General features: G+C 72.0%; 11 protein-coding genes. 1 reads left to right on the top strand and 10 read right to left on the bottom strand.

All coding sequences use genetic code 11. The features are described 5' to 3' along the window. The 7 genes from ACZ4W9_RS15895 to ACZ4W9_RS15865 form a co-directional block, all read right to left on the bottom strand. Nucleotides 1–245, bottom strand: a 245-nt coding sequence (locus ACZ4W9_RS15895; protein WP_467935951.1) for a chorismate synthase, incomplete at its 3' end; no start/stop codon positions are given. 162 nt (nt 246–407) lie between these two features. Continuing rightward, complete coding sequence (locus tag ACZ4W9_RS15890) at nt 408–1,247, bottom strand: shikimate dehydrogenase (RefSeq protein ID WP_467935949.1); 840 nt, start codon at nt 1,245–1,247, stop codon at nt 408–410. Further along, a complete protein-coding gene (gene mltG, locus ACZ4W9_RS15885; RefSeq protein WP_467935947.1) occupies nt 1,228–2,898 on the bottom strand; it encodes an endolytic transglycosylase MltG in 1,671 nt (556 codons plus the stop codon). The genes ACZ4W9_RS15890 and mltG overlap by 20 nt, the downstream gene beginning before the upstream one ends. 122 nt (nt 2,899–3,020) lie before the next feature. After that, complete coding sequence (gene ruvX / locus ACZ4W9_RS15880) at nt 3,021–3,485, bottom strand: Holliday junction resolvase RuvX (RefSeq protein ID WP_467935945.1); 465 nt, start codon at nt 3,483–3,485, stop codon at nt 3,021–3,023. 16 nt (nt 3,486–3,501) lie between these two features. Beyond that, on the bottom strand, nt 3,502–6,174 hold the full coding sequence (gene alaS, locus ACZ4W9_RS15875; protein WP_467935943.1) for an alanine--tRNA ligase: 2,673 nt from the start codon (nt 6,172–6,174) through the stop codon (nt 3,502–3,504). After that, nucleotides 6,174–6,524, bottom strand: a complete 351-nt coding sequence (locus tag ACZ4W9_RS15870) for a hypothetical protein (RefSeq protein WP_467935941.1) — start codon at nt 6,522–6,524, stop codon at nt 6,174–6,176. The genes alaS and ACZ4W9_RS15870 overlap by 1 nt, the downstream gene beginning before the upstream one ends. 16 nt (nt 6,525–6,540) lie before the next feature. Beyond that, complete coding sequence (locus ACZ4W9_RS15865; protein ID WP_318204560.1) at nt 6,541–6,969, bottom strand: DUF948 domain-containing protein; 429 nt, start codon at nt 6,967–6,969, stop codon at nt 6,541–6,543. 162 nt (nt 6,970–7,131) lie between these two features. Here ACZ4W9_RS15865 and ACZ4W9_RS15860 point away from each other — a divergent pair, with 162 nt between their 5' ends. After that, entirely contained in the window at nt 7,132–9,306 is a 2,175-nt protein-coding gene (locus tag ACZ4W9_RS15860; protein ID WP_467935939.1) for an ATP-binding protein, read from the top strand. A gap of 20 nt (nt 9,307–9,326) precedes the next feature. Here ACZ4W9_RS15860 and rpsD read toward each other — a convergent pair whose 3' ends face one another. From rpsD to ACZ4W9_RS15845, 3 genes are all read right to left on the bottom strand, one after another. Further along, the gene (gene rpsD, locus ACZ4W9_RS15855) at nt 9,327–9,941 is read right to left on the bottom strand and encodes a 30S ribosomal protein S4 (protein WP_066996810.1); all 615 of its coding nucleotides are present in this window, start codon (nt 9,939–9,941) and stop codon (nt 9,327–9,329) included. Nucleotides 9,942–10,246: 305 nt separating this feature from the next. Next, a complete protein-coding gene (locus tag ACZ4W9_RS15850; protein WP_467935937.1) occupies nt 10,247–11,602 on the bottom strand; it encodes a replication-associated recombination protein A in 1,356 nt (451 codons plus the stop codon). Nucleotides 11,603–11,645: 43 nt separating this feature from the next. Next, nucleotides 11,646–12,302 (bottom strand): vitamin K epoxide reductase family protein, encoded by a 657-nt coding sequence (locus tag ACZ4W9_RS15845; RefSeq protein WP_467935935.1) that lies wholly within the window; start codon nt 12,300–12,302, stop codon nt 11,646–11,648. Nucleotides 12,303–12,327 lie beyond the last annotated feature (25 nt).

The following is a 12,327-nucleotide window of genomic DNA, read 5'->3' as shown; positions in this document are numbered from 1 at the left end:
GTGTTGCCCACCATGACCGCCACCGGCGAGCCCAGGGTCAGCCCGTGCCGGACACCACCCAGGAAGGTGACCTCGTCCCGCTCGAACTTCATCCGCGCACCACGGCCGTAGCCGAGCCGCCGCCGCGCCAGGTGGTCCGCCACCATCTCCGTGGTGATCGGCACGCCGGCGGGAAGACCCTCCAGCGTCGCGACAAGTGCGGGACCGTGGGACTCCCCCGCGGTCAGCCAACGCAGCCTGCTCAACGGTGCTCCTCAGTGCTCGCGCCCGGTACTGCCCGGCGTACGCGTCCTCGCGCACGGCGACGGCGTCACCGGGTGCGCGACCCCGGCACGCCACCTCCGATCCTCCCACGTCCGCGGGCGGGAGACGGCCGCCGGTCCAGCAGGCGGACGCGCGCGGGGGCGTCAGCGGGCCGCGAGCGCCTTCTCCCCGGCGTGCCGCATGGCGTCCACCGGGCCCGGGGCCAGCCCGGTCATCCGCTCGAACTGGAGCACCGCCTGGTGGACCAGCAGATCGAGGCCGCCGACCACGGCCCCGCCGGACATGGACCAGCGGGCCGCCAGTTCGGTGGGCCAGGGGTCGTAGAGCACGTCGAAGAGGGTGGCGGGGCGTTCGGGCACGGCGCCGGCGAGCGCGTCGGTGGTCCCGGCGGGCGTGGTGGCGATCACCAGCGGGGCCCGCAGTGCCTCGGCGGCGTCGGACCAGTCCGCCGTGCGGACCTCCACGTCGAGCCGTTCGCCCCACTGCCGCATCTCGGCGGCGCGGGCCTCGCTGCGGACGTAGGCGACGACCTCCCCGGTGCAGATCCGGGCGAGCGCGGCGAGCGCGGAGGAGGCGGTGGCCCCGGCCCCCAGGATCGCGGCGGAGCCGACCTCCTCGATGCCGTGCTCGCGCAGCGCGGCCACCATGCCCGGGATGTCGGTGTTGTCGCCGACCCGGCGTCCGTCCTCGGTGAAGACCAGCGTGTTGACCGCGTCGACCGAGGCGGCGGTGTCGCTGACCTCGTCCAGCAGCGGGATGACCGCCCGCTTCAGCGGCATGGTCAGTGACAGCCCGGCCCACTCGGGCCCCAGCCGGCCGAGGAAGCCGGGCAGCGCGGCCTCGTCGACGTCGAAGCTGTCGTACGACCAGCCGGTGAGCCCGGCCGCCTCGTACGCCGCCCGGTGCAGCACCGGGGAGAGGGAGTGCGCGATCGGAGAGCCGAGCACGGCGGCACGGCGGCCGTCAGTTGCCCGTGTTGGCATTGAACTTGTCCCTGAGTTCTAGGAATTCCGCGTACGTCTTGGCGAACTCGGTGTTGCTCATACCGTCGGTCGCCACGAAGTAGACCCAGCCGTCGTCGGTCGGGTTCAGCGTCGCCTTCAGCGCGTCCTCGCCGGGGTTGCCGATCGGGCCGGGCGGAAGTCCCGGGTACCGGTACGTGTTGTACGGGCTCGGGTCGCTGTTGATCTCCTTCTCGGAGATGTGGATGTTGCTCGTGCCCTTGGCGTAGTTGTACGTCGAGTCGAACTGCAGCTTGCGGTTGGTCTCGGTGTTGGTGGGCTTGAGGCGGTTGTAGACGACCTCGGCCATCTTGCGGAAGTCGTCGTGCGTCTTGCCCTCGGCCTGGACCAGGCTCGCGACCGTGACGAGTTCGAAGGCGTTCTCCACCCCTAGCTCCCCGGCTTTCTCGTCGAGGCCGTAGGCGGCGTACTTCTGCTTGGCCTGGACGATCATCTGCTTGAGGATGGCGTCGGGCTTCATGCCCTTGGCGGCCGGATAGGTGCCCGGGAAGAGGAAGCCCTCCAGCGGGTCCTTGACGTCGCCGCCGTTGCGCGCCCAGGCGGGCAGGCCGAGGGACTTGTACTCCTTCTCGGCGAGCTTCCTGGTCGCGCCCTTGGCCAGTTCCAGCTTCTTGTCGATGGCCGCGTAGACCTCGGTGTTGCGCTCGCCGGGGGTGACGATCACATTGTTCTGGCTGCGCGGGTCCATCATCAGCCGGACCGCGCTGGCGGCGGACATCTCCTTCTTCAGGAGGTAGGCACCGGCCTGGATGCCGTCGCCGCCCGGTGTCGTCGTCTGGGCGTGGACGAACGCGTCGGCGCTCTTGACGACGCCGGCCTCCTTCAGCCGGCGGCCGATCTCCCAGCCGCCCGCGCCCTTGGGGATCTCGACGGTGACGGTCTGGCCGGTGCCGTCGCCCGCGTAGTCCGGAGCCGCGCCGAAACGATTTTGATAGAACTGGTACCCGAAATACCCGACTCCGCCGAGGCCGCCGCCGAACACCAGGACGACCACCATGCAGGCGCAACCGGTGCGCCGTTTCCTGGGCTTGACCGGCTTGCGGCCCTTGCCGCGCCGCTCCCGCCGGCCCTGGAGTTCGTGCTCCTCGCCGTCCTCGCCGTCGTCGCCGCGGCTTCCGGCGAGCGCGCTCTCCTCCTCGCCCGCCGGCTCTGGCTCGGGGCGTCTGCGGCCGGGCGGCTCCGGCGGCGGGTAGGCGTCCTCGGTGGGATAGAGGTCGGGCTGCTCCGCGCCGTAGGCCACGGGCTGCTGGCCGTAGGGGTCGCCGGGGTCGGCGGCGTAGGGCACATGGCCGTGGGTGCCGGTCGCGTCCCAGCCGCCCTGGTGGAACTGGTGCTGAGCGTGGGCGGCGAGCTGCTGGTCGTACTGCTGCCGACCGTCCTGGGGGGCGTGGTACCGGTCGTCGTGCTGCGGGTGGTGCTGGCCGTCGTACCCCGGCTGCTGTCCCTCGTTCCAGTCGCCGTACCGCGGCGCCTGCGGGTGGTGCTGCGGCTGGCCGCCGTAGGGGGACTGCGAACCCTCCTGGGCCTGCTGTCCTCCCCATCCGCCGTCCCCGTGCAACGGGTCCTCCGGATTCCACGGTTCGGAGCCTTGGCCCCGGCCATACTCAGTCATCGATCCCCTAGAGCCGCGAGGCCGACGGTCCCGCGGCTCGTGGGCCGGATTCCGCTCCGCCTCTTGCTGTGCCCCGGCTGTTCGAACACCGGCGCATCGCGCGGAACGTTACCGTATCGCGATCAGATGACCACTTCGACGCCCTCACCGGGTGGTTTGCCTGACACCCGTTCGGATTCCAGGGCCTGCTGCAGGATGATGACGGCCGCCGCCTGGTCGATGACCGAACGGCCCTTCTTGGACTTCACGCCCGAGGCGCGCAGTCCCTGGCTGGCCGTGACGGTCGTCATCCGTTCGTCCACCAGGCGCACCGGCACCGGCTGGATGCCCGTGGCCAGTTCCCGGGCGAAGGCGCGGACCTTGACCGCGGCCGGGCCCTCACCCCCCTTGAGGGAGCGAGGAAGGCCGACGACGACCTCGATCGGGTCGTACTCCTCCACCAGTTGACGAAGGCGGCGGTGGGCGGCGGGGAGGTCCCGGCCGGGGACGGTCTCCACCGGGGTGGCGAGGATCCCGTCGGGGTCGCACGAGGCGACCCCGATCCGGGCGTCCCCGACGTCGATCGCGAGCCGACGTCCTCTGCGCATCTGCTTCGACCGTTCCCTACTTGGCGGTCTCGGCGACGAGCCGCTCGACGGCCTCGACGGCCTCGCCGACGGCGGCCGGGTTCTGGCCGCCGCCCTGGGCCACGTCCGGCTTGCCGCCACCGCCGCCGCCGAGGGTCTTGGCGGCGGCGCGGACCAGGTCACCGGCCTTCAGACCGCGGTCGCGGGCGGCGTCGTTGGTGGCGATGACCGTCAGCGGCTTACCGTTGTTGACGGTGAACAGCGCCACCACGGCGGCCCGTCCGCCCTGGATCCGGCCGCGCACGTCCAGGACCAGCTTGCGCAGGTCGTCGGGCGTGGTGCCGTCCGGGACCCGCCCGGTGACCACGGCGACGCCGCGGATGTCCCGGGCGGACTCGGCGAGGCCGGCGGCGGCCTGGAGGACCTTCTCGGCGCGGAACCGCTCGATCTCCTTCTCGGCGTCCTTCAGCTTGCCGAGCATCGAGGAGACCTTCTCCGGCAGCTCCTCCGGGCGGCCCTTGAGCAGCTCGGTCAGCTGGTTGACGACCGTGTGCTCACGGGCGAGGAAGTGGTAGGCGTCCACGCCGACCAGGGCCTCGATGCGGCGCACACCGGAGCCGATGGAGGACTCGCCGAGCAGCTTCACCAGGCCCAGCTGGGCGGTGTTGTGCACGTGCGTGCCGCCGCACAGCTCCTTGGAGAAGTCGCCGATGGTCACGACGCGGACCCGCTCGCCGTACTTCTCGCCGAACTCGGCGATGGCGCCCTGCTTCTTGGCCTCGTCGATGCCCATGACCTCGGCGTGCACGTCCAGGTCGCGGGCGAGCACCTCGTTGATCTTCTGCTCGACGTCGGTCATCACGGCCGTCGGCACGGCGGACGGGGAGCCGAAGTCGAAGCGGAAGCGGCCGGGCTGGTTCTCCGAACCGGCCTGGGCGGCCGTCGGGCCGAGGGCGTCCCGCAGGGCCTGGTGGGTGAGGTGGGTGGCCGAGTGGGCGCGGGCGATGGCGTGGCGGCGGCGGGCGTCGATGGCGGCGTGGGCCTTGGCGCCGACGGTGACCTCGCCGACCTGGACGACGCCCTTGTGGACGTACACGCCCGGGACCGGCTTCTGGCAGTCGCGGACCTCGATGACGGCGCCGGTGTCCACCTTGATGCGGCCGGTGTCGCCGATCTGGCCGCCGCCCTCGGCGTAGAACGGGGTGCGGTCCAGGACGATCTCGACCTCGTCGCCCTCGGTGGCGGCCGGGGAGGAGACGCCGTCGACCAGGATGCCGACGACCGTGGACTCGGCCTCGGTGTCGGTGTAGCCGATGAAGTCGGTGGCGCCGGCGCTGTCGGCGATCTCGCGGTAGGCGCCCAGGTCGGCGTGGCCGGTCTTCTTGGCCTGGGCGTCGGCCTTGGCGCGCTCCCGCTGCTCCTTCATCAGGCGGCGGAAGCCGTCCTCGTCCACGGCGAGGCCCTGCTCGGCGGCCATCTCCAGGGTGAGGTCGATCGGGAAGCCCCAGGTGTCGTGGAGCAGGAACGCCTTGTCGCCGGAGAGGACGGTGCCGCCGGCGGCCTTGGTCTCGGTGACGGCGGTGTCGAGGATGTTGGTGCCGGCCTTCAGCGTCTTGAGGAAGGCGGCCTCCTCGGCGAGGGCGACCTTCTCGATGCGCTCGCGGTCGGTGACCAGCTCCGGGTACTGCCGGCCCATCATGCCGATCACGGTCTCGACCAGGTCCTTGACGACCGGACCGGTGGCGCCGAGCAGCCGCATGTTGCGGATGGCGCGGCGCATGATGCGGCGCAGGACGTAGCCGCGGCCCTCGTTGCCCGGGGTGACGCCGTCGCCGATGAGCATGGTGGCGGTGCGCATGTGGTCGGTGACCACGCGCAGGGACACGTCCGAGTCGTGGGCGTCGCCGTAGCGGACGCCGGTCAGCTCGGTGGCCTTGTCGATGACGGCCATGGAGGTGTCGATCTCGTACATGTTCTGCACGCCCTGCAGAATCATGGCGAGCCGCTCCAGGCCGAGGCCCGTGTCGATGTTCTTGCTCGGCAGGTCCCCGAGGATCTCGAAGTTGTCCTTGCCGATGCCCTCGCCCCGCTCGAACTGCATGAAGACGAGGTTCCAGATCTCCACGTACCGCTCGTCGTTGACGGCGGGGCCGCCCTCGGCACCGAACTCGGGGCCGCGGTCGTAGTTGATCTCGGAGCAGGGGCCGCACGGGCCGGGTACGCCCATGGACCAGAAGTTGTCCTTCATGCCCAGGCGCTGGATGCGCTCCTTGGGCACGCCGACGACCTCGTGCCAGATCTGCTCCGCCTCGTCGTCGTCCTGGTAGACGGTGATCCACAGGCGCTCGGGGTCGAGGCCGTAACCGCCCTTGTCCTGGGGCGAGGTGAGCAGCTCCCAGGCGAGCTTGATGGCGCCTTCCTTGAAGTAGTCGCCGAAGGAGAAGTTGCCGCACATCTGGAAGAACGTGCCGTGCCGCGTGGTCTTGCCGACCTCTTCGATGTCGGGCGTGCGCACGCACTTCTGCACGCTGGTGGCGCGCGGGAACGGCGGCTTGACCTCACCCAGGAAGTAGGGCTTGAAGGGCACCATGCCGGCGGGGACGAGGAGCAGAGTCGGGTCGTCCGCGATGAGCGACGCCGAAGGGACGACGGTGTGCCCGCGCTCCTCGAAGAAGCTCAGCCAGCGGCGGCGAATCTCGGCCGACTCCATCAGTGGTCCTCATTCCGGTTGTACGAGTGCATCGGGGCTTCGATGTACTTCGGTGTGCTGCTGTTGTCGTTCTCGATGGCGGTGTACCGCCGGGGCGCGGGGAGTTCCGGGTCCTCGTGGATGCCGAGGGCCTCCTCCAGCTCGGTCTCCCGCCGGGCCATGTTGTCGCGGACGTCGAACGCGAAGCCGACCGCGCGGTCCTTCAGGCGCTGACCGGTCTCCAGGGCCTTGTTCGCCGCGGTGGCGGCCAGGCTCTCCGGGGTCAGCTGCCTGATCTTGCGGTTGACCTTGGTGGTGACCCACACGCCGGCGGCGGCACCGGTGGTGAACCAGAACGTACGGCGGAACATCGCTCGGTCTCAGTCCTTACTTCCGCTTGCGTCGTGCGGCGGGGACCGTCCGGCCCACGATCACGGTACGCCGGGGGGACTTCGCAGGCACGTCCTCCCCCTTGCGGCCGCCGAGCGCCCGGCGGACGCCGTAGCCGAAGGCCGCGACCTTGACCAGCGGGCCGCCGAAGGTGGAGGCGACGGTGGTCGACAGCGCGGAGGCGTTGGAGGTGACCTCCTGGACGTCGGAGGCGATCGCGTCGACCCGGTCGATCTGGGTCTGCGCGGAGCGCACCGCCTGGGAGGCGTCGGCGAGCAGCGGGACGGCCTGGTCGGTCACGTCCGCGACGAGCTTGGTGGTCGCCTTGAGCGTCTGGGCCAGCCTCGCCAGCGCGACCGCGAGGAAGGAGACCAGGATCGCCCAGAAGACGGCCACCAGGATCCCGGCCACCTCTGTACCGGACACTGTGCGCACCCGCTCCCTGAAACGTGCCTGAGCATCGGAAAAGTCGTGCCCCGAGCCTATCGCGCCGGGGCCGCGGCTCCGTACCGGATTCCTCGGCGGCGCGGACGCGGTGGTGCCGAGTGATTGTACGCAGTGAACACGTTTCAGTACGCTCCGTGTCCCATGCGAGATCCTCACGGTCCCGGCCCCTTCACGGGCGTCGCCCCACCCCTCGAACTCACCGCTTTCGTCGGGCGCTCGGCGGAGCTGGCCGAGCTGGCGGCGGCCCTCGGCCGGGCCCGGCTGGTGACGGTGACCGGGGCGGGCGGGGTGGGCAAGTCCCGGCTGGCGGCGCGGGCGGCGGCGCGGTGGGCGGCCGGCGGTCCGGCGGGGGCCGCGGGCTGGGGCCGGGTGGAGCTGGCCGAGGTGCGCGATCCGCAGTTCGTGGAGTACGCGGTCGTGGAGGCGCTGGGGCTGACCGACCACACCACCCGGCTGCCCCGCGAGACGCTGCTGGAGCAGCTGGCGGGGCGGCGGATGCTGCTGGTGCTGGACGGGTTCGAGCATCTGGCGGCGTCCTGTGCCGTCCTGGTGGCCCGGCTGCTGCGCGGGCTGCCGGAGCTGCGGGTGCTGGCGGTGGGCCGGCGTCCGCTGGAACTCGCGGGCGAGCTGCTGTTCCCGCTGGCGCCGCTCGGCCCTGATGAGGCGGTGGAACTGTTCGCCGACCGGGCCCGGGCGCACGGGGTGCCGGTGGCCGACGGCCCCGAGGTACGGGAGCTGTGCCGCCGGCTGGAGGGGATCCCGCTGGCGCTGGAGTTGGCGGCCGGGCGGCTGCGCGCGCTGTCCCCGGCGCAGCTGCTGCACCGCCTCGGCGACCGGTTCCGGGTGCTGACCGGCGGGAGCCGGGACGCCCTGCCCCGCCACCGGGCGCTGCGCACGGCGATCGGCTGGAGCCACGAGCTGTGCACGCCGGCCGAGCGGATGCTGTGGGCGCGGCTGTCGGTGTTCGCGGGCACCTTCGACCTGGAGGCGGCCGAGTACGTGTGCGGTGGTGCGGGGCTGCCCGCCGAGGACGTGCTGGACCTGCTGTCGGAGCTGCTGGCCCAGTCGGTCGTCGCCCGCGAGGAAGGTCCGGCGGGCCCGCGCTACCGGATGCTGGACACCGTGCGGGCCTACGGCGCCGGGTGGCTGGCGGCGGCCGGGGACGCGGACCGGATGCGCAGACGGCACCGGGACTGGTACCTGGGCCTGGCGGCCTGGTGCGAGCTGGAGTGGTTCACGCCCCGGCAGCGGGAGGTGGCCGCGCGGGCGGACGCCGAGCTGCCGAATCTGCGGGCCGCGCTGGAGCTGTGCCTGAGCGAGCCGGGCGAGGCGCATCTCGGCCAGCAGCTGGCGGGGTCGCTGTGGTTCTGCTGGGTGGGCTGCGGGCGGCTGGCGGAGGGGCGGCGCTGGCTGGAGCGCGGCGTGGAGCTGGAGTCGGGGTACGAGAAGGCCCGGCTGAAGGCGCTGTGGGTGCTGGGCTACGTGGCGGTCCTCCAAGGCGACACCGGGCCGGCGCTGCGGACGCTGCGGACGTGCCGGGAGCGGGCGGAGCGGGCGGCCGATCCGGCGGCGGTGGCCTATGCCGAGCACCGCATGGGCTGCCTGGCCCTGGTCACCGACGACATGGCCGGTGCGGAAACGCTGCTGCGCTCGGCGCTGGAGCGTTACCGGGCGATCGGCGAGCTGAACAGCAACGTCCTGATGGGCCGGGTGGAGCTGGCGATGGCCCGGGCGTTCCGGGGGGACCTGCCGGACGCGGTGCGCCTGTGCGAGGAGGTGCGCCGGCTGTGCGAGGACCACGGGGAGCGGTGGGCGCGTTCCTACGCGCTGTACGTGCTGGCGTACGCGGCCTGGGCCGACGGGGACCCGGCGGGCGCGCGGGAGCTGCTGGCCGACGCGCTGGCCGACGCGCACGCCTTCCGCGATCTGCTGGGCTCGGTGCTCGTCATCGAGCTGCTGGCGCTGGTGACGGTGGCGCAGGGCGATCCGGTGGAGGCGGCGGTGCTCCAGGGCGCCGCCGGACGGCTGTGGCCCTCGGTCGGGCTGCCGCTGTTCGGGTCCGCCCACTACAACGCGCCGCACGAGCGGTGCGAGGCCGCCGCGCGGCGGGCGCTCGGCGACGCGCGGTACGCCGAGTGCGTGCGGGAGGGGGCCGGGCTGGACCCGGAGGCGGCGGTGGCCCGGGCGCTGCGGCGCCGGGAGCCGGGGACGCTGGGCGCCCTGCCGGCACCGCGCGGCCCGGCCCCGGACGGCGGCCCCGGACAGCGCGAACCCGCCGCCTCGCCCACCCGGAAGGGCGGGGAGACGGCGGGCTGAGGCTTACGCCGTGACCGGGGTCAGCGGGCGTAGTACTCGACGACGAGCTGCTCGTCGCAGATCACCGGGATCTCCTTGCGGTTCGGCTCGCGGTCCAGGCGGAACGCCAGGGCCTTGAGGTTCACCTGGAGGTAGCGCGGGGTCTCGCCGTCGGGGGCGAAGCCGCCCTCGCGGGCGATCTGGAACAGCGTCTTGTCCTTGGAGCGGTCGCGGACCTGCACGACGTCGTCCGGACGGACACGGAAGGACGGCTTGTCGACCTTCTGGCCGTTGACCTGGATGTGGCCGTGGACGACCATCTGGCGGGCCTGGTAGATCGTGCGGGCGATGCCCGAACGCAGGACCAGCGCGTCGAGACGGCGCTCCAGCTCGATGATCAGGGCCTCACCGGTCTTGCCCTGGACCTTGGAGGCACGCTCGTAGGCGCGCACGAGCTGGCGCTCGGACACGTCGTACTGCGCGCGCAGACGCTGCTTCTCCAGCAGACGGACCTTGTAGTCCGAGTTCTGCTTGCGGCCGCGGCCGTGCTCACCCGGCGGGTAGGGGCGGGCCTCGAAGTACTTGACGGCCTTCGGGGTCAGCGCGATGCCGAGGGCACGCGACTTCTTGACCTTGGGGCGGGACTGGTTCGCCACTGTCTCAATCTCTTTCGTAGTTTTCGGCTTGTCAGGGTTAGGGAGGTCGCATCCGCAGCCGGGGAGAACCCGTCGGGTCCGCGTGGGACCTGCCGGGCAGCCGCTTCCCTGGTCTGGGCACATACGTGCAGCACGCGAGTGGCCCACCGACCGTCCCGGGACTGCACGGGGGGTGGTGGGCTGCCCGCGACACCGTTCGACGGTGCGCGACGCTCCTGGAGCCGGTCCGCCGGGGACCGGGCTCCGGCCGGGTGTCCCGCTCTGACGGCACGGGACTCGGCGCTTCGCAGCAGTCTACAGGCTGCTCAGGATCGCTTGCGACCGAGGTGTCTGCGGGTCCACTCGACGGCGTCCGCGTACCGGGCCTCGGCGCCGTGCCGGCCCGGGGTGTAGTACTCGCGGTCCTTCAGGGCGTCGGGGGCGTACTGCTGCTCGGCGATGCCCTCGGGCAGGTCGTGCGGGTACACGTACCCCTGGGCGTGGCCGAGCTTGGCCGCGCCCTTGTAGTGCCCGTCGCGCAGGTGCGGGGGGACCGGGCCGGCCAGGCCCTTGCGCACGTCGTCCAGGGCGGCGCCGATCGCGGTGGTCGCGGAGTTGGACTTGGGCGCGAGGGCCAGGGCGATGGTGGCGTGGCTGAGGGTGAGGGCGGCCTCCGGGAAGCCGATCATGGCGACGGCCTGGGCGGCGCTGACCGCGATCGGCAGCGCGTGGGGGTCGGCGAGACCGATGTCCTCGCTGGCGGAGATCATCAGGCGGCGGGCGATGAACCGGGGGTCCTCGCCGGCCTCGATCATGCGGGCGAGGTAGTGCAGGGCCGCGTCGACGTCGGAGCCGCGGATGGACTTGATGAGGGCGCTGGCGACGTCGTAGTGCTGGTCGCCGTCGCGGTCGTACTTCACCGCGGCGCGGTCGACGGTCTGCTCCAGCGTCCGCAGGCCGATCTCGCTCTCGCCCTGGTCCAGGGCGGCGCCGGCGGCGGCCTCCAGGGCCGTCAGGGCGCGCCGGGCGTCGCCGCCGGCGATGCGCAGCAGGTGCTCCTCGGTCTCCTCGGGGAGCGTGACGGCGTTCTTCAGGCCGCGTTCGTCGGTGAGGGCGCGTCGCAGCAGGCCGCGGAGGTCGTCGTCGGTGAGGGGTTCGAGGGTGAGCAGGAGGGAGCGGGAGAGCAGCGGGGAGATCACCGAGAAGTACGGGTTCTCCGTGGTGGCCGCGATCAGGGTGACCCAGCGGTTCTCCACGGCCGGGAGCAGGGAGTCCTGCTGGGCCTTGCTGAAGCGGTGGATCTCGTCCAAGAAGAGGACGGTCTCCTTGCCGTAGCCCCCCGTGGCGCGGCGGGCGCCGTCGATGACCGCGCGGACCTCCTTGACGCCGGCGGTGATCGCGGACAGCTCCACGAACCGCTTGTCGGTCGCCTTGGACACCACGTACGCCAGGGTGGTCTTGCCGGTGCCGGGCGGGCCCCAGAGGATCACCGAGGACGGTCCGGCGGGCCCGCCGGAGCCCTCGCCGACCAGGCGGCGCAGGGGTGAGCCGGGCGCCAGGAGATGCCGCTGGCCCACGACCTCGTCGAGGGAGCGCGGGCGCATGCGCACCGCCAGCGGGCTGCCCGCCGGGTCCTTCTCCTGGCGTTCTTCTGCTGCGGCGGTGAACAGGTCGGGTTCCACGCTGAAACCCTAGAACACCGCACTGACAATCCCGTCGGGGCGGTCAGCCGGTCCAGAACTCCCACCAGCGGGTCAGCACCAGCATGCCGATGATGCCGATGTGCGCGACCGGCAGGACCCAGGTGAACTCGCCGAAGAAGGACCTCAGCCAGCGCGGGGCCGGCAGGAAGGCGTTGCGGACGTTGAACGAGGTGACGTACCAGAACATGGTGATCGTGGCGACCCAGGCCAGCGAGCACCACAGGCACAGCGCGTTGATCCGGTACAGGGACTGGAACTGCAGCCAGGTGCAGAAGCCCACGCCGAACAGCGTGCCGAAGTTGAACGTCAGCCAGTACCAGCGCGGGAACCGGGCGCGGCCCAGCAGGCTCACGCCGACGCAGACGACGATGCCGTAGGCGACCAGCCCGAGCATCGGGTTCGGGAAGCCGAACGCGGCGGCCTGCTTGCTCTCCATGACGCTGCCGCAGGAGACCACCGGGTTGAGGCTGCAGCCGGGGGTGAAGGTCTTGCCCGCGACCTTGGCCTCGAGGATCTTGAACTTGTCGATCGTGATGACCCACGAGGCCAGCAGCCCGGCCGCGCCGGTGATCACCAGCAGGATGGCGAGGGCGCGGCTGCCGCCGGCCGCGCGCGGGGCGTCGGCGGCGCGCTCCGGACCGGGCTTTGCGGAGACGTCGTTCACTGTCGTCTTGCTCATCACGCCGATTCCGTCACTCGAGGGT

It is taken from the genome of Streptomyces sp. NPDC029296 (assembly GCF_055569255.1).
Note: the sequence above shows the minus strand (reverse complement) of the source record. Positions and strands in the feature narration are given on the sequence as shown.

Coding starts and splice junctions, on each gene's coding strand:
- ACZ4W9_RS15890 (WP_467935949.1), bottom strand. CDS start 1,247: ATGCCAACACGGGCAACTGACGGCCGCCGTGCCGCCGTGCTCGGCTCT.
- mltG (WP_467935947.1), bottom strand. CDS start 2,898: ATGACTGAGTATGGCCGGGGCCAAGGCTCCGAACCGTGGAATCCGGAG.
- ruvX (WP_467935945.1), bottom strand. CDS start 3,485: ATGCGCAGAGGACGTCGGCTCGCGATCGACGTCGGGGACGCCCGGATC.
- alaS (WP_467935943.1), bottom strand. CDS start 6,174: ATGGAGTCGGCCGAGATTCGCCGCCGCTGGCTGAGCTTCTTCGAGGAG.
- ACZ4W9_RS15870 (WP_467935941.1), bottom strand. CDS start 6,524: ATGTTCCGCCGTACGTTCTGGTTCACCACCGGTGCCGCCGCCGGCGTG.
- ACZ4W9_RS15860 (WP_467935939.1), top strand. CDS start 7,132: ATGCGAGATCCTCACGGTCCCGGCCCCTTCACGGGCGTCGCCCCACCC.
- ACZ4W9_RS15845 (WP_467935935.1), bottom strand. CDS start 12,302: ATGAGCAAGACGACAGTGAACGACGTCTCCGCAAAGCCCGGTCCGGAG.